25 protein-coding genes are annotated in these 19996 nt (G+C 42.5%); 9 read left to right on the forward strand and 16 right to left on the reverse strand.

The features are described from left to right. Positions 1-689 precede the first annotated feature (689 nt). Positions 690-2039, forward strand: coding sequence for a helix-turn-helix domain-containing protein (locus LAY41_RS17345; RefSeq protein WP_249100553.1), 1350 nt, complete (start codon positions 690-692; stop codon positions 2037-2039). A gap of 53 nt (positions 2040-2092) precedes the next feature. Here the strand turns inward: LAY41_RS17345 and LAY41_RS17350 are convergent, their stop codons facing one another. The 6 genes from LAY41_RS17350 to LAY41_RS17375 form a co-directional block, all read right to left on the reverse strand. After that, positions 2093-3556: a CoA-acylating methylmalonate-semialdehyde dehydrogenase gene (locus LAY41_RS17350; protein WP_249100557.1), complete on the reverse strand. Its 1464-nt coding sequence runs from the start codon at positions 3554-3556 to the stop codon at positions 2093-2095. Positions 3557-3696: 140 nt separating this feature from the next. Beyond that, the gene (locus LAY41_RS17355) at positions 3697-4020 is read right to left on the reverse strand and encodes a hypothetical protein (RefSeq protein ID WP_249100560.1); all 324 of its coding nucleotides are present in this window, start codon (positions 4018-4020) and stop codon (positions 3697-3699) included. Between the two features lie 98 nt (positions 4021-4118). Further along, positions 4119-4607, reverse strand: coding sequence for a type IV pilin protein (locus tag LAY41_RS17360; protein ID WP_249100561.1), 489 nt, complete (start codon positions 4605-4607; stop codon positions 4119-4121). A gap of 34 nt (positions 4608-4641) precedes the next feature. Then, on the reverse strand, positions 4642-7629 hold the full coding sequence (locus tag LAY41_RS17365; protein ID WP_249100566.1) for a pentapeptide repeat-containing protein: 2988 nt from the start codon (positions 7627-7629) through the stop codon (positions 4642-4644). Between the two features lie 134 nt (positions 7630-7763). Beyond that, a complete protein-coding gene (locus LAY41_RS17370) occupies positions 7764-8675 on the reverse strand; it encodes a DUF1822 family protein (protein WP_249100569.1) in 912 nt (303 codons plus the stop codon). A 29-nt stretch (positions 8676-8704) separates the two neighbouring features. Then, positions 8705-9340: a sigma-70 RNA polymerase sigma factor region 4 domain-containing protein gene (locus LAY41_RS17375; RefSeq protein ID WP_249100572.1), complete on the reverse strand. Its 636-nt coding sequence runs from the start codon at positions 9338-9340 to the stop codon at positions 8705-8707. Between the two features lie 316 nt (positions 9341-9656). Here LAY41_RS17375 and LAY41_RS17380 point away from each other — a divergent pair, with 316 nt between their 5' ends. The 4 genes from LAY41_RS17380 (at position 9657) to LAY41_RS17395 (ending at position 12413) form a co-directional block, all read left to right on the forward strand. After that, positions 9657-10796: a PKD domain-containing protein gene (locus tag LAY41_RS17380; protein WP_249100575.1), complete on the forward strand. Its 1140-nt coding sequence runs from the start codon at positions 9657-9659 to the stop codon at positions 10794-10796. A gap of 96 nt (positions 10797-10892) precedes the next feature. After that, positions 10893-11351 carry a hypothetical protein gene (locus LAY41_RS17385; protein ID WP_249100577.1) on the forward strand — a complete coding sequence of 153 codons (459 nt, stop codon included), beginning with the start codon at positions 10893-10895 and terminating at the stop codon, positions 11349-11351. A gap of 171 nt (positions 11352-11522) precedes the next feature. Then, entirely contained in the window at positions 11523-11729 is a 207-nt protein-coding gene (locus LAY41_RS17390; protein ID WP_249100580.1) for a hypothetical protein, read from the forward strand. 240 nt (positions 11730-11969) lie between these two features. Then, on the forward strand, positions 11970-12413 hold the full coding sequence (locus tag LAY41_RS17395; protein ID WP_249100888.1) for a retroviral-like aspartic protease family protein: 444 nt from the start codon (positions 11970-11972) through the stop codon (positions 12411-12413). Between the two features lie 157 nt (positions 12414-12570). Here the strand turns inward: LAY41_RS17395 and LAY41_RS17400 are convergent, their stop codons facing one another. The 3 genes from LAY41_RS17400 to LAY41_RS17410 form a co-directional block, all read right to left on the reverse strand. Next, on the reverse strand, positions 12571-13032 hold the full coding sequence (locus LAY41_RS17400; protein WP_249100583.1) for a type II toxin-antitoxin system VapC family toxin: 462 nt from the start codon (positions 13030-13032) through the stop codon (positions 12571-12573). A gap of 1 nt (position 13033) precedes the next feature. Next, positions 13034-13243, reverse strand: coding sequence for a hypothetical protein (locus tag LAY41_RS17405; protein ID WP_249100587.1), 210 nt, complete (start codon positions 13241-13243; stop codon positions 13034-13036). Between the two features lie 221 nt (positions 13244-13464). Next, entirely contained in the window at positions 13465-13704 is a 240-nt protein-coding gene (locus LAY41_RS17410; protein WP_249100590.1) for a DUF2283 domain-containing protein, read from the reverse strand. Positions 13705-13771: 67 nt separating this feature from the next. Between LAY41_RS17410 and LAY41_RS17415 the strand changes: the two genes are divergently transcribed. Beyond that, a complete protein-coding gene (locus LAY41_RS17415) occupies positions 13772-14170 on the forward strand; it encodes a hypothetical protein (protein WP_249100592.1) in 399 nt (132 codons plus the stop codon). On the opposite strand, the gene LAY41_RS17420 is transcribed toward LAY41_RS17415, so the two are convergent. From LAY41_RS17420 to LAY41_RS17435, 4 genes are all read right to left on the reverse strand, one after another. Continuing rightward, complete coding sequence (locus tag LAY41_RS17420; RefSeq protein ID WP_249100595.1) at positions 14100-14435, reverse strand: DUF5615 family PIN-like protein; 336 nt, start codon at positions 14433-14435, stop codon at positions 14100-14102. The two genes, LAY41_RS17415 and LAY41_RS17420, sit on opposite strands and share 71 nt — an antisense overlap. Continuing rightward, positions 14404-14745, reverse strand: a complete 342-nt coding sequence (locus LAY41_RS17425) for a DUF433 domain-containing protein (RefSeq protein ID WP_249100598.1) — start codon at positions 14743-14745, stop codon at positions 14404-14406. Before LAY41_RS17425 ends, LAY41_RS17420 begins: the two co-directional genes overlap by 32 nt. Positions 14746-14919: 174 nt before the next feature. Further along, positions 14920-15159 carry a ssr2422 family thylakoid membrane protein gene (locus tag LAY41_RS17430; protein WP_249100602.1) on the reverse strand — a complete coding sequence of 80 codons (240 nt, stop codon included), beginning with the start codon at positions 15157-15159 and terminating at the stop codon, positions 14920-14922. 120 nt (positions 15160-15279) lie between these two features. Further along, positions 15280-15903, reverse strand: coding sequence for a type I restriction endonuclease (locus LAY41_RS17435; RefSeq protein ID WP_249100605.1), 624 nt, complete (start codon positions 15901-15903; stop codon positions 15280-15282). Positions 15904-15988: 85 nt separating this feature from the next. Between LAY41_RS17435 and LAY41_RS17440 the strand changes: the two genes are divergently transcribed. Beyond that, positions 15989-16627: a sugar transferase gene (locus tag LAY41_RS17440; protein WP_249100608.1), complete on the forward strand. Its 639-nt coding sequence runs from the start codon at positions 15989-15991 to the stop codon at positions 16625-16627. Here LAY41_RS17440 and LAY41_RS32835 read toward each other — a convergent pair. After that, entirely contained in the window at positions 16624-16980 is a 357-nt protein-coding gene (locus tag LAY41_RS32835) for an alanine--tRNA ligase-related protein (RefSeq protein ID WP_420840327.1), read from the reverse strand. The two genes, LAY41_RS17440 and LAY41_RS32835, sit on opposite strands and share 4 nt — an antisense overlap. 114 nt (positions 16981-17094) lie before the next feature. Here LAY41_RS32835 and arfB point away from each other — a divergent pair, with 114 nt between their 5' ends. Then, entirely contained in the window at positions 17095-17517 is a 423-nt protein-coding gene (arfB, locus tag LAY41_RS17445; protein ID WP_249100611.1) for an alternative ribosome rescue aminoacyl-tRNA hydrolase ArfB, read from the forward strand. A gap of 33 nt (positions 17518-17550) precedes the next feature. Here arfB and LAY41_RS17450 read toward each other — a convergent pair whose 3' ends face one another. Continuing rightward, positions 17551-17934 carry a DUF4342 domain-containing protein gene (locus tag LAY41_RS17450; protein WP_249100614.1) on the reverse strand — a complete coding sequence of 128 codons (384 nt, stop codon included), beginning with the start codon at positions 17932-17934 and terminating at the stop codon, positions 17551-17553. Positions 17935-18185: 251 nt separating this feature from the next. Here LAY41_RS17450 and LAY41_RS17455 point away from each other — a divergent pair, with 251 nt between their 5' ends. Next, positions 18186-18653 carry a hypothetical protein gene (locus tag LAY41_RS17455; protein WP_249100617.1) on the forward strand — a complete coding sequence of 156 codons (468 nt, stop codon included), beginning with the start codon at positions 18186-18188 and terminating at the stop codon, positions 18651-18653. Between the two features lie 237 nt (positions 18654-18890). Here LAY41_RS17455 and LAY41_RS17460 read toward each other — a convergent pair whose 3' ends face one another. Then, positions 18891-19814 carry a nucleoside hydrolase gene (locus tag LAY41_RS17460; protein WP_249100620.1) on the reverse strand — a complete coding sequence of 308 codons (924 nt, stop codon included), beginning with the start codon at positions 19812-19814 and terminating at the stop codon, positions 18891-18893. Between the last annotated feature and the right edge of the window lie 182 nt (positions 19815-19996).

The following is a 19996-nucleotide window of genomic DNA, read 5'->3' on the forward strand; positions in this document are numbered from 1 at the left end:
TCTTTTCATAATTGATTCTAAATGTCCTATTGTTCGGCTCTATTATAACATTTTAGCACACTAAGTACGGAAGAGCCGCTATCGCTTGCAGATATCTGTGTTCATTACTGACACTTACTAAAGAATAAAATAATGCGTTTGCTATACGGTAATACATAACTGCCTTAAAAGAGAGGTAAGAACTGATGACATACTCAAAACTTTCCCTTGCTGCTGGGTCTCGTTTAGTGAAACTACAGAGATCGGCCATGATTAAAGCAGACACATCACTTATGAGCCTTTTTTTCTCTAAACTTCCAACGACAATGCTATACGGTACAAAATTCTCAAGAACTTTGTGAATCTCCTCAACCAACATAAACCTGTAAAAACTTGCGTCTATCATGCGTGACTCTTCACATATAATATTATTGTTGAACTAGACATCGGAGTGGCAAGCATTTTTGGATACGGTGGGCTATCTCTATGGAGATGAACGCAATAATCCCGCATACAAGCTGTAATGATCGGCATAGCTCTTTATCCAGACTAGCAATTAACTTTGATTTTTCAGCTTGCAAAAAATCTGGTAATTATCGGGACTTTTCCACTTGATAGCCCGACAAAAAATCGGTAAATATGGGTAAATGTTGGTAAATGTTGGTAAATGTTGGGTACAATACAACCAAAGCTGACATTTACCGGACTCTATGAACCTTAAGGAAGTGTTAAAACTCGCAGACGATCTCGTATTTGCTAGAACAGGTAAGCACCTCAATGACTTGCAAGAGACGATTCTGCGGGGGACGTGGGACGATCGGGACTACAAAGAAATTGCCAAGGCGGTTAATCGTTCTGAGGATCGTGTTAGAGAGGTAGGAATGGAATTATGGCAGACCCTTTCACAAGAGTTGGGAAAAAGAGTCAGTAAATCAAATTTTAGAACAACATTTTCACATTTTGAGCAACACCACAACCAAAATAGCTATATGATATGTGGGCATACTTTATACCTGCCAGATATACCAAACTCACATCCATCTAATCAAGAAGCATCTAACACAAAACAAACTAAAACATCGCATCAAGATTTAAGCGAGATGCCGGATTTGGGTGCTTTTTACGATCGCACTCCCGAACTTGACACTCTCACCACTTGGATTTTACCACAACGCTGTCGCCTCATAGCCCTCACGGGTATCAGTGGCATCGGCAAAACATCCCTAGCAGTGCAACTCGTACAACAAATTAAAGATGAGTTTGAGTATGTAATTTGGCGGACTCTAGACGCATCCCACACCCTAGATGAATTTCAACATGAACTAATCCAGTTTTTCTCCCAGTCAGAAAAGCTAGATTCACCTGCAACTAACCAAAAACCTTTACCGCTAATTAAATATTTACAAAAATATCGCTGCTTAGTCGTATTAGATGATATTCACAACCTCTTCATTAGCGGCGAATTGGCAGGAAAATATAAACCAGAGTACGAAGAATATCGCTCCCTATTCAAACAAATAGAAACATTATCCCATCAAAGTTGCTTTCTGCTAATCGGTTGGGAAGAACCGAGAGAAGTTCCTCAAATCGAAAGCGAAAATACTCCCATTCGTAGCTTACAACTCACTGGTTTAGACACCGCTGCTGGATGGGAAATTCTCAGAGATAAAGGGTTAGCAGAAATCGACAAATACTCAGCACTCATTCACCTCTACCAAGGCAACCCGTTATGGTTGAAAAGCGTCGCGACTCTGATTCGAGAGTTGGGAGGATGCGTGACTGAGTTATTACCCGATGATACGATATTGTTGCCGGAAGATTTGAAAGATGTGTTACAGCAGCAGTTCGATCGCCTATCCGAATTGGAAAAACAAGTTATATCTTTGTTAGCGAAAGAAACCGAACCAGTCAATCTGGGAAAATTGCTAGAGAATGGCAGAATGCGATCGTCCGATTTACTAAACGCGCTGCAATCTCTATCGCGGCGCTGCTTGATAGAACAACAAGCAAATTTTTACACTCTGCCACCTGTACTGAGGGAGTATATCAAAGGGTTATAACCCATCAAAAACATTTCTCACATCAAGTATCATTATTGACTAACGACTAATAACTAAAATTGCCGCGACCAATCTTTTGGCCAACGTTCAACAACCACTTTGGTTTGTGTGAAGAATTCGACAGCATGACGCCCTTGTCCGTGCAAATCTCCAAAGAAACTTGCTTTCCAACCGCTGAACGGAAAGAATGCCATTGGAGCTGCTACTCCTATATTAATACCGATATTGCCAGCATCAGCTTCGTAACGGAATTTTCGGGCTGCTGCGCCGCTGGTGGTGAACAAACAAGCCATGTTCCCCCACTCACCGCTATTTACCAAAGCAATAGCATCATCAATTGTATCCAAATGAATCAATCCCAACACCGGGCCGAAAATTTCCGTGCGGGCAATTTCACTTTTGGGATTGACATTTTGCAAGATGGTTGGGCGAATAAAATTACCTTGTTCGTAACTGGGAATATTGGGATTTCGACCGTCTACTAACGCCGTTGCGCCTTCATCAATTCCCTTTTGAATTAATCCTTCGATTCGAGTTTGACTTTCGCGGTTGATGACAGGACCCATTTGCACTTTATCATTCAAACCATAACCGACAATTCGCGTTTGGGCAACCTCAGCAATAGCTTCTGTAAATGTCTCGCGTGCTTTGCCGACAGTGACTGCCAAAGAGGCGGCGAGGCAACGTTGTCCGGCACAACCAAAAGCACTATCTGCTGTAATTCTAATCGTAGTTTCCAAGTCGGCATCTGGCAATACAATAATAGGATTCTTCGCTCCTCCTTGGCATTGAGCGCGTTTACCGTTAGCAGCGGCGCGACTGTAAACGTACTTCGCTACTGGTGTGGAACCCACAAAACTAATGGCGCGAATTATGGGATGATCTAAAATTGCATCTACGACTTCTTTGGCACCGTTGACTAAATTAATTACTCCTTTTGGCAGTCCGGTTTGTTCGAGCAAATGGAAGATTTTTTGCATTGTCAGCGGCACTTTTTCCGATGGTTTGATAATGCTAGTATTGCCGCAAGCTAAAGCATAAGGTAAAAACCAAAAAGGAATCATGCCGGGGAAGTTGAAAGGTGCAATAATTGCAGTTACTCCGACTGGTTGACGGATCGAAAATTCGTCAATGCCACGCGCCACATCTTCCAGGTAATCTCCTTGCATTAAGATGGGAATTCCGCAGGCGACTTCTACATTTTCAATGGCTCGCCGCATTTCACCCTTAGACTCAGCTAAAGTCTTGCCGCATTCGAGGGTAATGGTACGCGCAAGCTCATCAAAATGCTCTTCGAGGAGGTTTTTGAGTTTGAACAAGTATTGCACCCTTTCTGTTGGCGGAGTCCGCCTCCAGGTGGTAAAGGCAGTTGCTGCTGCGACAGCTGCTTGCTCCACTTCCGTTGCAGGGGACAATGGCACAGTACCCAGCACCTCAGCCGTAGCCGGGTTAATCACATCCAGGTAGTTTGTCGCGCTGGATGTACACCATTCACCATTTATATAGTTTTTTAACACGCCTATTCCTTAATAACGGTTACTATTAAGCTTTGAGTGGTCAGCACTTTACCCTGTGTGGGTAAGCGTTTGGAGTATATCATTTAAGGAGGAACAAATGTCAGAATTTCAAGATTTTCTTAAATATAAATGTGCTTACATCATATCCTTCCACAGTATTCTTCTTCATTAAGACGAAAGGCAGTTATCTTAACATCCGCGTCGCCATACCGTTCCTTAATTTTTTGGATGATGCCTTCCAATTTGGGGTCAACTACATACTCGCCAGTGTCCGGTTCTATGGCAATCAACCAATTGTAATACTTTTCCATCAGTTCTGGGCGGATTCTTTCAAAGATTGCTCGACAGCGCAGTCCGAGTTCTGTTCTTTCAGCTCTGCGTCGAGCTATTTCTTCAGGCGGGACGGTGTATTCTGGGAATATTCTACCCCGTCGCAGTTGTCGCTTTTCTGGTAAGTGGTTCATATCGATTTAAAAGTTGATTCTTGGATTATTTTATGATACCAAATCGCCAGAGTTTCGACAGTATTAGGGTAGGCAATGTCCGCCATACTGAACTAATACTAAAATTGACAAGAACTGCGGACTAAAGCTACTACTTCAAAAACTGTAGGATAACTGCTTGAAAAAGGGCTACAAGCCTCTATTTTTGGGCTATTAATAGTGTTTTTAAAATACACACCTTCACCATAATATGGAATATCTGGTTTTTTAGGTATAGCTATATGAATTGCTATTTGACCGCGATTGAGAAGCAAAATCGAATACTGATAATTTTCTGTTTCCACTGAAGAATTATTAAGATTACTCAGAGAGTCCGTAAAGACTAAATTTTCTGAATAGTAAGCTTTCTGAGCATCGGTAGAATTTTTAATATTAACGGTTGCTTCAACTCCTTTAGCTTTGTTCACGAATTTGAGGAGAGAAGGTAAAGCAATACCTGCCAAAACACTAATTATGAAAATTACAACCAGCAATTCAACCAGGGTGAACCCCTGCTCTCGATTTTTCAGGTAGGAATATCTCAAAAACTCATTTTTGAAGTTGTTCATAATTACCTCATCGAAAAAATAGATTAATAGAAATTTATGTAATTTTAGTCTCTATTACAGCTTGCAATTGACTCAAGGATTCGTTATAATTAAGATGACTTCCATCAATAAATGAGCCCCAGGTTCGGGGAATTTCGGCTTGATTTTGGCATATTACTGGCAACCAACTGGCACAGGGAAATTTATCTTCCATGCTTTGCAACTTTGACCGCGCTTCTCGCACAGAAACATATAAAGATTTGCCAGCAGAAAAAGTTAGGAGAAAGTTTTTCAGAAACTCCTGTGCGACTAAATCGGGTATGGATTCGCGCATGACAATGATTTGGGGAATGTGCAAATCGTCCAGTTGTTGCGCTAATCCCAAACCATCGCAGGAGTTGAAAATGGCAAGATGCAAACCGCGATCGATCGCAGTTTTCAAAGCATTCTCTAAATCTTCAATCGTTAGCCTATCCGTTTGATTAATATCAATCCAACCGTTGATTTTTTCCCATTTACTCGAACTGTGTCCCGAAAAACAGAGAATATCCCAGCCTTGTTCATCCCACAGGGATTCATCAAATTGTTTGCGCGTTGGTTCTACTAAAAAAACTGTTTCAGCGTCGGGTAATTTTTCTAGTATTTGTCTATCTTCTTCTATATTCAATCCTTTGCTATTTCCCAAAATAGCCAAAATTCTCACCTTATTTCTGGAAGCAACAGATTTTGTCATTCTGTCACCTTCCGTAGCGCTCAAAGCGACTTCAGATTGGCGATAATCTTCGCACAAATCCCACAAATGCCAGGGAAGGCGTCGCACTTGGATATCTTCAGATTGGATAATTATGCGGATTGGGTCAGATATATTTAATTTTGTCCGTAACTTATTTTTAATTGGACTAAACTCTTCCGAGTTAAGCCAAGTATTGAGTTGCTTTTTCAACTCGTTAGCTAAACTTTCAATTTCTTTCTTTAATTTAGGAATATCTTGAATCGAAACTTGCTTTATCTGGGACTGTGGTTTGATGCGGGGAAGCACACCTTGTGCTTGATAGCACAACCTGAGATTTTCATATTTTACTTGCCACTGTTGATAAATTTGTGGTATTTCTGGTTTGGCAGGTAAGCTGGCGGTAAACTTGGCGGGTAAAGAATGTCCATCTGACCAAATATGCGCTGTAATTGCTACAAATCCTTGCTCAAAATCACCATTTTCTAAGCTTAAAACTACTAATTTTTCTGATAAAATAGGTTTTTCAGCTATCTGCTTAATCACCGAAAGCATATCAGCATTTTGCTGATGATAGCGTTCCAACAGTGCCGATCGATCTTTTAATTCAGCTTGATATTTTTGCTCTAAAGTTTTCAGGTTTTCTTCATAAATTTGGATAAAATCGCTGTGAATTTTGGCTTTATTCGCATCCACAGGTACTCTGACTTTGACGATCACAACGCCATCGCCTTTGTTTTCAATGCTTTGGATATCGAGTTTAGTGCCTTCATTTACCACTTGCACTTGTTGGAAAGATTGGGTGAAAGCTGTGGCGTTGATACCGTTGCGGAAAATTAGATCGACGGTGTTCAAAACTTCTTGAAACAGACTGGTAAATTCTCCTGGCGCAAACTCGCCGCTGCTGGGACGGCGTTCGCGATCGTCTGTTCTCGGTTTGGGATTTTCTAGCAGATAAACCCATCGACAATCAACCCATTCCAGTTGGGTGGTGCTGTCAATATTCCACGTTCCCAAACCGCAAGCGCCTGTTAGTTTGGCGTTAGTGAAGTCAGTCGCAATTGCCTGAATTTGGCTTAAATTTGTCCACTCCAAACAGGCATCTTCAAAGGTTGCTTCGCTGAGATCTGCTTCTCTCAAATTAGCATAGCTGAGGTCTGCTGCCATCAGGTTTGCTCCTTTGAGATTAGCATTAGTATATGATTTTTCGCGTCCATTTCCGCTAACCAGAAAATCTCTGACTTTTGAGTTCACTAATATTGTACCACTTAATCTTGCCCAGTCAAGATTTATTGCTTTGTGCCATAAGGTGCGCGTTGTATTAGCAAATCTAATATCGGTGCTTTTGAGGGTGGCGTAACTGAAGTTGGCATTAGTTAAATTAGCACCGCGAAAACTGGTTCCGCCTATAGCTGCGATCGCAACGCCAATTTGGTGCAGAATGATATATTTATCGTCTTCGGCTAAAACTCGATCGGCAATGTAATTATTCAATAAAACTAAAACAACAGCTAATATTACGGCAATGGAAATGACGGTAATTTGAGCAGCAAGTGCCACCGATTTTGGTAGAGGTGGTATGATTTGATAAAAATATCTAGAACCATTACGAGTGACGATCGCAGTGGCAATTATCGCGATCGCCATTGCTTCACCTACAACTAAAAATTTTATCCTCTCTCCTACCACAACTACAGCTAAAAATACCGCTAAACCTAATGATATAACTACCACAATAGTCGCCGCAACTGCGATCGCCAAATACAAAATTACATAAGCCGAACTTGACGCCCCAGCTTGTCCCGTGGCAGCAGCAATAAAATTGCCTAATCTAAAAGCTCTAAACCAATCAAAAAACTTGTTGTTATCGTTACTAATAGCGCTGAAAACCCCAATCAAAGAACCACACACAGCCACCACACTCGCGACAATAGCGATCGTTGTTTGGATGCCTTGACGAATCGTAATAATTAACAATATTATATTAATAGATAGGATTAAAAAGAAGCATAATAAACTAGCAATAGTGCCGATCGGCTTATCTGGGTATGGTATTAAAAAAATCGTTGTTTGATAAGCTGTAGTTACAGCCGCAATTCCTGATATTGCTGATAGCAGTGCCGCAATAATTAATATTCCTATTTTCCAGTTAAGTTGGAGTCCCGCTTGAGTATGGCTGAAGTTAGCATTGGTGAGATTCGCATTAGTAAAATCTGCACCTTCGATGTTTGAATAAGAGAAATCGGTATTTGAGAGGTTTTCACCTCTGAAAGAACGTCCTTGGAGATTTCTGCGCTGTAAATTAAGGAACATAAACTTTAACCTTGTTCATTTATTCAGTCCACTTTAGTGGACTTTCGCTATTAGCCTGGGGTTTGAACCCCAGGCGGGCTATGTGGTTGGGTTTAAACCCCAGGCGGGCTATGTGGTTGGTGGGAACGAGGAAATCAAATCACAAAATCTTGCTTCACACTCGTTTCTCCCAGCGCCACGGCGACGGTGAAACGTTCTTCTAATTCAGCACTGAAATGCAACTGAATAAAATTATCCGCCTCCCTCGATTCCGTGTCAAGAACTGTTTCTCCCGATTCATCCATTACCATCAACTTCACCCCGGGCGGCAAAAAACTTTGACCTTTCATCGGATGCACCTGCACCCGAATATCTACTTCTGAATCTGGTTCTGGCGGCAGCATAACTACCAACGCCAGGGACTGTTCGCCCAGTTCCATTCCTAAGTCAATCTGCTGACCCCGCGTAATATTCACGGCGTCTCTAAACATATATGCCAGTTCGACTTTTTCTATGCTTAAAAGCTGCTCGATCGCTTGCCAACTAGCCTCAATTATCCCTGAAAACCATTGTCTCAGATTTACAGGTTCAGATTGTCGTTTTTGACACAAAAACTCTGTAAATTTTTCTAAAGATTGCAGTTGGCTGAGGTGGATTTCTTTGGCTGGGTTTTCCGTAAATCCCAACAATGTCGCTTCTTTCAAAGATTGGTTTAGCCGCACGGCAACATAGCCAATCCTGTTTTCCCAAACATCGGGAGGAATGTGGCAAACTTCTGCATCTGGTAAGACGGGGCGACATTCTAATTTGCCTAGATATTTTATATCCAAATCGGCAACATCCATGAATTTCAGCATCACTGGATTGCGGCTATCACTTTGAGACCAATTGGCCTCAAATCCCAGGCAGCGGATGTAAAAATCGACGGCGTAGACTGCTAATGTATTGAGATAAACCTGCTTGGCTTTTTGAGGTGATGGTTGGTGTTGGCAGCACTGTTGGGCGATCGAGTGGGCTTCAAAAGATAGGGGTACTGCGAATGTCAAATTTTCAGTTAGTTTACTCATAATTATCTCTTTTCCAACCTCTTTGGCAACTATTCCTGTAAATATCTATTGAAATAAGGCATTAAATTACGCAAATTTCGATTGAAAAAACTACAAAGAGTCTGAGGTGAAATGCCTAAGTTTTTGGAAAGTTCATCCCAGGAATAGTCTTCTACAAATCTTGCCCAGGCTAAAATTTGAAATGTCACATCGGGACGGCCTCTAATTGATTCAGCTTGCAAAAGATTTTCTGGGTCGTCTTGGAGAAATCGCCGCACCAAAATGGCGTCGTCAAGGGTATCTTCCTGTGATGCAAACCTCTCTAAATCGTCGAGGGATGGAAGGGAGATTATCCTGTTGTTGTTATAGTCGTTGACAACAGCAATAAATTGATATCGCAGCAATGAATTCACCCACGCCATGACGGGATATTGTGGTTTGTATTTGTCTATATTTTGGCAAATTTCTAGCATGGTTCGCTGGCGGGCTTCGTTATAAAGGTCTTCGTAAACATTAGGTAGCCATAAGCCGCTTTGGGGATGACCAAGCTGCTTTGATTGCCAAATTTCATTTATCAGTTTATTTAATTTTTGCAGCCGTTGACTGCTCTGGGGCGGGTGCTGTTGAGCTTCTATTGCTAGTTTCTGAAGTTGCCGATCGAAATCATCGCCTGGTGGGGCAACCATCTCACTCTCCTTGTTTGTTTGGGATTTTCTGTAGGACACTTCCGATAAGGCTTTGGGTGAACCTCTACTTGTTCTTATGGTTTAGCGCCAAGTTTTTACGCATTTAGACCTGATTTGTTATAAAACTTTACTTTTACGTGGCTCTGAAAAAAAAGTTTCGAGATTTGCGTAAAAAGTTTGGCGTTTTCCATAGAAGAGGTTAGCAGGGGTTGACACAAGTATCTTTGCTGTCAATTAACCCAAGGTTAAGGGGCGCGTGCGATCGCACTTGCGAACATCCTTACTGTCAAAACACATTTTTGGAAGAGTAAGTTATATGGCTACAGTGAAAAAGTTTTCAATAACTACGGCTTTTGCAGCATCTATCGCTTTGGCAAGCGTTAGTACAGCTCAAGCAGCGACTCTCGGAGGGCAACTTTTCTCGACCGGGGGGGATGTATCGGTACGGATTCTCGGTGGTGATGCGAAAGCTACCAGCTATTTGAGCCTTTATTCTCCGTGGTATCAAGGTATTGGCAGCAACCGCGAACCTGGCAAAGTGGTCAACGTAGGAAGCTTCGGAGCTGGGCAAGAACTGATCTTCGGGATAAACGTCAATGGTGGAAATACCTACCTGATGGGTCCAAGTTCGCGTAACCCTGACAATACACCCCATGCCGTTGTTGACTTTCTAGCGCCTGGAGTAGCAAAGGTTGGGTTTGATGATGGATGGGGAGGGGGGGATTGGGACTTCAACGATGTTATGTTCCAGTTTTCTGGAGCGATAGCACCTACCCAACCTGCTGTCCCTCCGACCCTTACTGGTGTTTTCCTCAACGGCAACAATTCCGATCTCACCATCTATGAAGGTCAATCGGTATCGGCGGCGCTGCAAGCTACCGACCCCAACCCACAGCCTATCACCTTCTTAGTTGGCGGCAATCCTGTTGGCACAGATTCTCGTACTTCAGGCACTCGCGAAGTAGGTGCAAATTTAGGTTTCTTTGCTGATGAAGGGAATTTCACCTATGGAGTACAAGCGCAGGACAGCAGTGGTTTGTACAGCAATACTATTACTCGGACTTTGAACGTCCTGAACGTTGACCCGATCCTCACCAGCTTGACTCAAGATATAGCGGAAATCCGTACTGAAACACTGTTCGATTTTGCTGCCACCGCAACAGATCCCGGAATTAATGATGTTTTGACTTATGATTGGGACTTCGATAGCAATGGTTTATTTGACGATTTTACCGGACTTAGCGGTAAATGGTCGTTCGCTGATCCCGGTCTTCATAATGTGAATTTGCGTGTTTCAGATGGTGATGGCGGTTTCGCTTACGGTTCTTTCAAGGTTAAAGCTGTCCCCGAACCTTCTTCTGTATTAGGTTTATTGGCATTTGGCGCTTTCGGTGTTAGTTCGCTGTTGAAGCGCAAACAGCAACAGAAGGTTTTGAATTCAGTTGCAACTGATTGATGAAAGAGGAGTGCAAATCGCTCTAAGCAAGCCTTCACACCCACAACATTCCCTACCCCAAATGTCATCAAAAATTCAGAGGTAACTAAACTATATATGTCTTCTGAAAACCTTCTTCAACAAATCAAAAAGTCCCACTCCGTTTTACAAGCGAGTCTCGATCGAGGCTGGCAAGAATTTCAAGAAACAGAAACCTTTGCCATCACCAACCAGCTATCCGAACAGATAAATTGGTGGCGTAGCAGCCAATATCAAGGTATTATTCCTCACCCTGCTCATTGGTATGCAGGTCAATTATCCGGCAAATATTTCCTCATTGAAATTGGCAAATTAGGAGTTTATTTTGATACCGTCTTCCCAGGAAATTATTCCAGATCGGAAGAATTTGTGCAAGAAGATGGCTTGGATGTGAGGAGATTTCAACTCAAAGCATTTCATCAAATAGAACCGGTCTGTATTTTTCAGTTAGACTACATCCACACCCACGAAAAGTTTTACTTCATCTATCCGCCACAATTAACGATTTTTGAATTCCAGGCGATTGATGAGATATGAAAAGTTTCAGCTTCTCATCAACTCCATTGAGTAAAGTAACCTAGAAATTCGGTTTCGCAGGAGTTACCAGGTTTCATAAAGGCGCAAATTTTTCGAGCTTTGATAGATCGCGCATAAATAAAAAAGTGCGATCGCTCTCATACTTGGATTTTCTCGGAGGTTAGGTTAATTATGTTTCTCATTTGTGAAGTTGTCGAACAAGCTCTTTCCACTGGTTATCTAACTGTAGAAGCAGAACAGCAACTCCGACAGCTGTTAAAAACCAAATATAGTTGGCAAGACTTGAACGCTTTTATGACATTGCAGGAGGCCACAATGAACGGTTTAGTCAAGCAAGAATCGCGTCAACATAAAAATTTTGAATTCAGTTGCAACTGATTGATGAGAAAGAAGTGCGATTATCTACGGTACGCTTTGCGATATGCCTATGGCATGAATAGCGATCGAGCATGAATGAGAAAGTGCGATCGCCTACCTGGAATTAATCGAAATGCGATCGCCTACCTGGAATTAATCGAAATGCGATCGCATTTCTTTCCTAAGAATTTAGTTATCATTATTCAAGATCAGGTAGAATTAAAGGAGGTAATAACTCCGACTATTCAGGAGGAGGCAAATATGCAAGTTCAAAGCAACAATCCAATGGGAAAAGTTTTCGCAACTCTGACACTCATTAATCGCGCTGACGAAATTTTGGCAGAAGCGGGGGTGATATCACAAGAACAAATCCGGTCTATTACGCTCAAAAATGTGTTGGTAGATACAGGAGCAACTACCTTGTGTTTACCACCGGAAGTAATCGCGCAACTGGGACTTAAACTCCTTAAAGAAGTAGACGTAGCAACGGCAATGGGAATTGGTAAAGCTCGAATTTTCCGAGATGCTACCATATCTATGTTCGATCGTGAAGGAACGTTCGAGTGTTTGGAGTTACCGGGAGGTGGAGATGCTCTTTTGGGAGTGATTCCTTTGGAAGCTTTGGGGTTAGAAATCGATCTGCAAAATCAAACTTTGAAGCCGTTACCCATTAGTCCAACTGAAACTTATTTGACGATTTTGTAGGGATGGGAATTGGCTGAGATTGTACTTAAAAGTCAAAGTGCGATCGGGTTTGGGGGATTAATCGAAATGCGATCGCGTTTGGGGATTAATCGAAATGCGATCCCTCCGCCAAAAACCAATATTTAATTAACTCAAACTTTGGAGCGATCGTTTTTCACTAATTGTCAGCTAACACAGATGGCGGCCCAACAATTGTAATTCCATCAGGTTGAAATATCCGCCAATCATCAGTATCATAAGTGTAAACCTCGTTAACGCCTGCAACTAAAGCAGTAGCAGCGTGTCTTGCATCATGAATACGACGAGCAGTTAGCCTTCGATTTGACGCAATTTCTAACATTTTTAGCGTCGCCTGCAAATTAGTTGGTAAAACAACAATTGCCGATGGCGGCTCTACCAAAAGACGAGCCGCTTGACTAGCAAGCTCCGGTGTTTGGGGAGGTTGAGCGCCTATCCAAGTCAGTGCAGCATATACTTCACTCAACACACCAGCAGATGTACAAGCAGCAAGTTCACCCCTTCGAGCCGCTTCTACAATTGGACGAGCTTCCGCATGACGAGGATCGCCACTCAGCAAAGCGCCGATCAAAATTCCCGCATCTAAAAATACTAAAGTCATGTCAATGCTTGTAAATTTCTTCTTTCCATCCTTGCGGTACATACCCATCCAATATGGGTAATGGCGCTAGTTCAACTTTCGCCTGTACGATTAGCGATTCACCGTTGGGAAATTGCACTTCCAGGGCAGATTTTTGTCTTAACAAGCTCAAAAAATCTTCTACTGAAATGTTTCTTAGACTTTCAATGGTAATGGTTTGTTCGACGTTCATTCAATTTTCCTTTTGCTTCAAAAGTTGCGGTAATTACGGGTTAATTAGTTAACACTGTAACCACAGTTAGCTACCTGTTCTTCCACATAAGTTCCCATTCAGTCTGGCAGAGAAATGTTAATGCTTTTCACATTCGTTACTCGATCTACTTCACTTTCCTATTATGGCAGGTTTGGCCATTTTATGCCAAATTGAGTTCGCATATCCTCCCAAATCCCTTCTTAAGCTTGCAGAGAAAGGTGTAAATCAGCCATAATTGGTAATTCAAACACATTACTTTCCTGAAACCGCTTGGAGAAAAACATCACTTCCAAATTCTCAATTTCCTCAGTAACAGGATTAAGACGAGCAACAATTCCGTAGTCAATTTCTGCTGATTCTTGTTCTGCATAAGGAGAGCATTTGTTTATGTAGAGAATATCACCGACGCGATCGTATTCAACGGTTAATTTCGCTGCCATATTATTTCACCTTGAGTTATCATTTTGCTGATGTAAGCTGTCACGATACAATTTCGTACTTCGGGAAATGAATCAGTTACTACGGCTACTACAATATACCTACCTCGACGCCCTTTATCATAACGTCGCGAGAATAGAATTGTATCCTCGAAGCGCACATCGCACCGAACCTCATCGGGGTCAGCTAGGGTTTCAGCAATTCTTTCCTGGTACGTTGGTAGCAGATCGGGATGTCAATCTGCAATGTGCGATTCCCGTTCATCTGTCAGTTCGACCTCACTATCGAGATACGGACAAAAAAATCTTGTTGTCACAGTTCTCCAGCACCACCCATCGTCGTTACTCGAATCAACTTCATCTGACTATTATGGCAGTTTTGTCAGCGATCGCTACTTTCAAAGAAATTCTACGCGATCGCGCATTTCCTCTGATTCAAGACACTCCCAGATTAAAACCAATCCACTGACAATATCGCCAATTGACCGAGTGTTCTTACGACAGAAAGCAATTCCAGTGTGAGTGGCACCAGCTTGATTTAGCCGTAAAAAATCTGCATCTTGGGTAAAAATTACCCGTTCCTGAGAAATTGCAAAAGCTAGTTGTTCCTCATCTGATGCAGAAATAAGTCCTTCTTCTGGTGTGGTAGTTACATCAATCCCACGTCGTCTTAGGCTATCTGCTATGGAATTACTAACATTCTCATCTAGGTGAAATCGAATCGTTCTTGACATTTTGCTTCCTTAGTTTTTGCTGAACCAAAGAAGGAGTTTTAGCCTCCAACTCCCGGACAAATTTTTCATCTTCATCCATCTGTTGTCTGATTTCTTGGATATGGTCGTGATAATACGCCAAAGCTGCATACACATCAGCCAAGGTAATACTTGGATAATGATACACAATTTCATCAGGAGACATTCCCATGCGTTCGTGCCAAATCACAACATCCTGCACTTTAATTCGATGTCCAGCAATACGCGGTTTACCACCGCACACACCAGGAGTGATTTCAATATGTTCAGAAATTACGGTTTGAATAGCCATCTTTGCTTAGTACCTTATGACAAGCAATATCTACTTCACCTGACTATTATGGCACTTTTGGTATTTTTTGCCAAATTCAGTTGCAAGCGATCGATGAAAGTGAGAGTGCGAATGCCTACGGCACGCTATGCGCGAGCTCGCGAACAAAAATCAAATCTTTTTCCTACTTTTCGATCACTTCCGTAGAACCGCAGTGATAATTATTGTAATAGTGGCACTAGCAATCAAAGTAAAGGCAAGTTGAACCACCCATTGAGTTGCTTGCTGGTAGTTGGTAAATCGGTCATTGAACTTTTCAACATGAGTCGATAGCTTATCAACATGAGTCGATAGCTTATCAACATCAGTGGATAGCTTGTTCAATTTTTCGATTACATTTGTTAGTGTTGGTTCGTTGTTTGGTGTGCCGGTCATTGCTGTTTCCTAAACGGGATAATTCCATTTTATCAACTATAGCTGAAATGAATAAGCAATGGCGATCGCTGAAGTGTGATAGTGCGATCCATCTTTCAAAAAATCGATCGCAATTCTCCCTTACTCTTTAAGCAATTGACTGAAGCGCTTTAACACTTTCAAGACAGTATACAAGTCATCTTTGTTATCAAGTGAAAACAAATTAGAGCGAGCATACTTCGGCTTGTCTTGTTTGGTCAGTTTCAGGAAAATAAAATTAGGGCCATTCGTGATGAATCCAAATCCAGGTTTTTCAGAATTAGGATTACCCAGCATATATGCCAGTGCTTGCGGTATCCCAGCTTCCAGAGAGAATTGTGCCTTTTTTGCCTCAATTACGAGTATCCAAAACTGGGGAGTAAAAACCAGTAAATCCAGGCGTCCCGTCACAATAGTTCCTTGATCTTCCGATACAATTCTCACCTCCTTCTCAGCGCTTACATAAAATGGCGCACGATAAAAACCTGCCAGTCTTAACAACGGAGAAAGCACGACCATTTTGACGATCGGTTCCAGTATTGGATACTCCGACAAGTGAATATAGTCGCCTTTTACCTCGTCTAGAGCTTGTTTTTCAAAAGCCGTCAATTCCGGCAAATCATCTTGCCATTCCCGAAAGAATTGCTCATCGTCAGTGCGTTCTAAGCCAAATTTTTCAACTAAGTCGTGCAGGATTATATTTTGGGCTTGAATTGTTTCAACCATGAATTTATCTCTTTTCCATTTCTTTAATTATAGCTCGCGCAACTTCCCAAACATTAATTTCAAATATCGTGGAGAAATCAGTACAATGACTACATTATCGTTACCTTATCAAACTCCTCATCGTTCCATTGATTCAATTTCTAAACGCCTGCTGGATATTGTCGGCAGTTTAGTTGGATTGCTAATTCTGGCTTTGATTTTTATTCCCATTGCCATTGCCATCAAACTCGACAGTCCAGGCCCAATTTTATACACCCAAAAGCGCTACGGACTCTATGGCAAACCATTCAAAATTCGCAAATTTCGCTCTATGGTACAAAATGCCGATTCCCTCAAAGCGCAAATTACCAACGAAGCCAAAGGACTAATTTTTAAGAATGAAAACGACCCACGCATCACGAGATTAGGACGTTTTTTACGTAAAACAAGTCTCGATGAATTTCCCCAATTTTGGAATGTTTTGGTAGGAGAAATGAGCTTAGTTGGTACTCGTCCACCCACCGCGGATGAAGTTATTCACTACACGGAACGCCACTGGCAGAGATTAAATGTAAAACCTGGTTTAACTGGTGAATGGCAGGTAAGCGGTAGGTCGGATGTAAAAGATTTTGAAGCTGTAGTTGCACTCGATTTGCGTTACCAAAAACGGTGGCATCCCTGGTATGATTTGTTGATTATTGGCAAAACAATCTACATTGTCCTCACTCGATCTGGTGCTTGCTAAATCCTACCCCAAAAACAACATGACATTTCAGTGACAGATGATTGATGTGAGAGAGGTGCGATATGCCGACCGCAGGCTACCAACATCTCGAAAAAGGTAGGATGGCGCTGTGTGAGAACAGTGAAATTGGAAGAAATATGCTTTTGTAAAATAGTACTATGACTTGATGGCGAGTATCGCTGTCCGAGGGAAATAGGGTGAAATGGCAATGTCCAAAAAGAACTTTGCCACATTAAATTGGGAGGTTTTGCAACCAAAGGCACTGTTGGGAGAATCTGGTGACCTCTTGCAGCATAGAAGGAAAGAAACTGTTGCCGAATTTGGTTGCTATTCGTGGGGGTGAAGATCGCGATCGTTACCTAGATCTGAGTTAAATTAGATGTTGGTACGATCGCAGATGGAACGCTGGAATTTTACCAGGAGGGGGAGAAATGACCTGCGGGGGTGCTATTTTCGGGAAAACTTAAATGAACATAGTGCAAATTTCCAACACAGTGACCATTCCAGAACATGAGATTGAGATGAGTGCAGTTCGCTCTCAGGGGGCAGGGGGGCAAAATGTCAATAAGGTGGCGACCGCTATTCACCTGCGCTTTGATATCATGGCTTCCTCGCTGCCCGATCGCTACAAAGAGCGACTGTTGAACCTGAGTGACCAGCGCCTTACCAAGGAAGGTGTCATTGTCATTAAGGCGCAAGAACATCGCAGCCAAGAGCAGAATCGGGAAGAGGCATTGCAACGACTGCAAGACTTGATTCAGAGTGCGATCGCAGTCCCCAAACCCCGTAAAAGGAGCAAACCGACTCGTAGCTCTCAAAGAAAACGTCTGGATAGCAAAACTAAGCGATCGCAGATTAAGACCATGAGAGGGAAAGTGACGGATCAATGAGAGACGAGACACTGACAACAGGGAAGAGAGCAATTATTCCTTTCTTTCTACCACAAGTGTAAGATGCGCCACAACTGCACCGATCGCGCCAATAGCTGCAATAACGGGAAACATCGCCGCACCAATCACTCCTCCAACTACACCGACAGTTAGAGGTATTTCTATCAGAGTACGTCCTTCTTCATTCTTGATAATGATGCGACGAATATTGCCTTGATGAATCAGTTCTCTTACCTTGGCAACCAGGGTATCGCCGCTAATCTTTAACTCTTCTACACGAAATTTTTGTTCTGTCTCCTCTTCGGTCACCACTTCCGTCATTTTGGTTTCCACCTGCGTTGAACTTACAGGGTCTGTTGTAGATTCGTTAATTCCCGCCTTAAATTGGTTGTCTTGTCGTTCTAAATTTTCGTTCATAACTCAAATTCCTGACCGCTTCTGCTTACAATTCTAAGGTACATTAAAGAACAAGGAGGTGACATCACCAAAACGATCGATCCAAAAGGGTGATTTCAGTGTTATTAGTGGGCTGGCGTCAACGTCTGCTGTCGTGCTTGTGTGCGATCGGCCCCAAAATCTTGGTATCCTGATATGCAGGTGAGTTTCGGCTGGCAGGCGATCGCATCTTAAGTTAACATAGTATGAGTGCGACGGTTAATGCAACAGATATGAACAAACCATTGGATGCGGCTCTCTCAATAGACATTGCTAAACGCATCGAAAGCAATGAAGTAAACTGCTTTGACAATGCTTATCATGCAGCATTGTCAACTCCAGGAGCGATGTATATTCAAGGTTTTTTAGTTTTTCCTGGAAAGCCGTACAAACCCATTGAGTATAGCTGGATCGAACTCGATCATTGTATTGTCGATCCTACACTGCCATATCTTAACAAAAATCATGAGGAATTATACTACTTTCCAGCACAAAGGCTGAACGCTAAGCAACTTCAAGCGGCGCTAGAAGAAGCTAAAGAAGATTATCCAGAAGATGAGCCGCTTCCGGTCTACGGTTCTATGCCTTATGAATATTACGGCGATATAATGTTGGGCGGTAAGGATTATAAGGACGCCTATGAAGACGCGCAAGCTAAATGCTCTGAATTGAATAAACCAAAAATACAAGAGGCTAACTAATAGTGTTTTAGATTTAAAATATTAGCTACCGACTTAAATCAGGAGAAACCTCACCCCCCCAACCCCCCTCTCCTCTGGAGGAGAGGGGGGAGTAAAACTCCCCTCCCCGTGAACGGGGAGGGGGAAGTTTTGCTTTGCTCCCCTCCCCGTGAACGGGGAGGGGTTGGGGGTGGGGTTCCACGGTAATCTGGCGTTAGATTTGTCACCAAAATATTCAATCTGAAATCTAAAATAGCATCACCGTTTCCACTGCTGCAAAATATATTCGTAGAAGCCTTCTTTATCTACCTTTTCCATCGCCTTAATGGGGCGTCCACCAGACACAACTTTAGTACGACCCTGACTGACTCCACTCGTCACAATAATTGTTTCCCATTCGCGCAGTTGATAAAATTCAGGGCGGGCTAGATAAGCTGTAGCTAATACATCCCAAAAGTAATAATCTTGCGGAATAACTAACGCATAACATTGTCCTGCCAAATCGGAAAGAGGGTAGCGACGCTGTTTGCCAATTCGTCGCACAAACTCGGTTGTTACTGGCACGTTGTTAGTAACATCTAAAGAGCAAAGAACGATCGCAATTTCCGTCTCCCAAATTCTCTTTGCAGCAATTGGGTCCCAGTAGACATTCCATTCCGCCGAACCGTCCCCTCCAGCTTCTAAAGAACGCTCCACGTTGCCGGAAACGTTCAGTGCGCCTCCCATCCAGACAATTTGTTTAATTTTTGATTCGATATCTGGAGCGAGATCGATCGCACTCGCTACCGTAGTCAAGGGGCCAGTCACAAGCAGCGTTACTGGTTCTGGTGCAGACTGAAGCGATCGCACCATAAAATCTTGACCCGATTCTGACACTTTTGGTGTTTGAATAGTATCGCTTTCGTTGAGAATTGGCAAATGGTCAACAATAAAAGAATCTCGTCGATAAAGTCGCGGAAATGGGTTGATACCGCGCACCGTACTTTCCGCCACCGGCACATGGTGACAACCCATCAAATCTAAAATTTTCCGCGTCGCACTCACAGCAGGTTGGATATAGCAATCCGCTGGCGTGACAACCACACCGATGGGTTGCACTTCCTCCATTGTCATCAGCAGCATGACCGACAAATAATCGTCCACGCCACCGTCGTGATCCATAAGTACAAGTTGTTTGGACATAGGCGAACAGTCAGGGAATTTTGGATTTTGGATTTAACTCAGTTTTGAAACCTACTTAACATCATGTCCTTACGCATCGATTGCCTAAAAAAATTCGCTTTCTTATCTGCGTTTATCTGCGTTTATCTGTCTTCATCTGCGGTAAAAATTTAACCCCCGATGACAACAGACAATTTCCCGTA

The sequence above is a fragment of the Argonema galeatum A003/A1 genome (assembly GCF_023333595.1).
In the GTDB taxonomy this organism is placed as follows: domain Bacteria; phylum Cyanobacteriota; class Cyanobacteriia; order Cyanobacteriales; family Aerosakkonemataceae; genus Argonema; species Argonema galeatum.

Excerpts from the sequence above, each read along its gene's own strand:
- LAY41_RS17345 (WP_249100553.1), top strand. The coding sequence starts at position 690 with ATGAACCTTAAGGAAGTGTTAAAACTCGCAGACGATCTCGTATTTGCT.
- LAY41_RS17355 (WP_249100560.1), bottom strand. The coding sequence starts at position 4,020 with ATGAACCACTTACCAGAAAAGCGACAACTGCGACGGGGTAGAATATTC.
- LAY41_RS17360 (WP_249100561.1), bottom strand. The coding sequence starts at position 4,607 with ATGAACAACTTCAAAAATGAGTTTTTGAGATATTCCTACCTGAAAAAT.
- LAY41_RS17365 (WP_249100566.1), bottom strand. The coding sequence starts at position 7,629 with ATGTTCCTTAATTTACAGCGCAGAAATCTCCAAGGACGTTCTTTCAGA.
- LAY41_RS17370 (WP_249100569.1), bottom strand. The coding sequence starts at position 8,675 with ATGAGTAAACTAACTGAAAATTTGACATTCGCAGTACCCCTATCTTTT.
- LAY41_RS17375 (WP_249100572.1), bottom strand. The coding sequence starts at position 9,340 with ATGGTTGCCCCACCAGGCGATGATTTCGATCGGCAACTTCAGAAACTA.
- LAY41_RS17380 (WP_249100575.1), top strand. The coding sequence starts at position 9,657 with ATGGCTACAGTGAAAAAGTTTTCAATAACTACGGCTTTTGCAGCATCT.
- LAY41_RS17385 (WP_249100577.1), top strand. The coding sequence starts at position 10,893 with ATGTCTTCTGAAAACCTTCTTCAACAAATCAAAAAGTCCCACTCCGTT.
- LAY41_RS17390 (WP_249100580.1), top strand. The coding sequence starts at position 11,523 with ATGTTTCTCATTTGTGAAGTTGTCGAACAAGCTCTTTCCACTGGTTAT.
- LAY41_RS17395 (WP_249100888.1), top strand. The coding sequence starts at position 11,970 with ATGCAAGTTCAAAGCAACAATCCAATGGGAAAAGTTTTCGCAACTCTG.
- LAY41_RS17400 (WP_249100583.1), bottom strand. The coding sequence starts at position 13,032 with ATGACTTTAGTATTTTTAGATGCGGGAATTTTGATCGGCGCTTTGCTG.
- LAY41_RS17405 (WP_249100587.1), bottom strand. The coding sequence starts at position 13,243 with ATGAACGTCGAACAAACCATTACCATTGAAAGTCTAAGAAACATTTCA.
- LAY41_RS17410 (WP_249100590.1), bottom strand. The coding sequence starts at position 13,704 with ATGGCAGCGAAATTAACCGTTGAATACGATCGCGTCGGTGATATTCTC.
- LAY41_RS17415 (WP_249100592.1), top strand. The coding sequence starts at position 13,772 with ATGAATCAGTTACTACGGCTACTACAATATACCTACCTCGACGCCCTT.
- LAY41_RS17420 (WP_249100595.1), bottom strand. The coding sequence starts at position 14,435 with ATGTCAAGAACGATTCGATTTCACCTAGATGAGAATGTTAGTAATTCC.
- LAY41_RS17425 (WP_249100598.1), bottom strand. The coding sequence starts at position 14,745 with ATGGCTATTCAAACCGTAATTTCTGAACATATTGAAATCACTCCTGGT.
- LAY41_RS17430 (WP_249100602.1), bottom strand. The coding sequence starts at position 15,159 with ATGACCGGCACACCAAACAACGAACCAACACTAACAAATGTAATCGAA.
- LAY41_RS17435 (WP_249100605.1), bottom strand. The coding sequence starts at position 15,903 with ATGGTTGAAACAATTCAAGCCCAAAATATAATCCTGCACGACTTAGTT.
- LAY41_RS17440 (WP_249100608.1), top strand. The coding sequence starts at position 15,989 with ATGACTACATTATCGTTACCTTATCAAACTCCTCATCGTTCCATTGAT.
- arfB (WP_249100611.1), top strand. The coding sequence starts at position 17,095 with ATGAACATAGTGCAAATTTCCAACACAGTGACCATTCCAGAACATGAG.
- LAY41_RS17450 (WP_249100614.1), bottom strand. The coding sequence starts at position 17,934 with ATGAACGAAAATTTAGAACGACAAGACAACCAATTTAAGGCGGGAATT.
- LAY41_RS17455 (WP_249100617.1), top strand. The coding sequence starts at position 18,186 with ATGAACAAACCATTGGATGCGGCTCTCTCAATAGACATTGCTAAACGC.
- LAY41_RS17460 (WP_249100620.1), bottom strand. The coding sequence starts at position 19,814 with ATGTCCAAACAACTTGTACTTATGGATCACGACGGTGGCGTGGACGAT.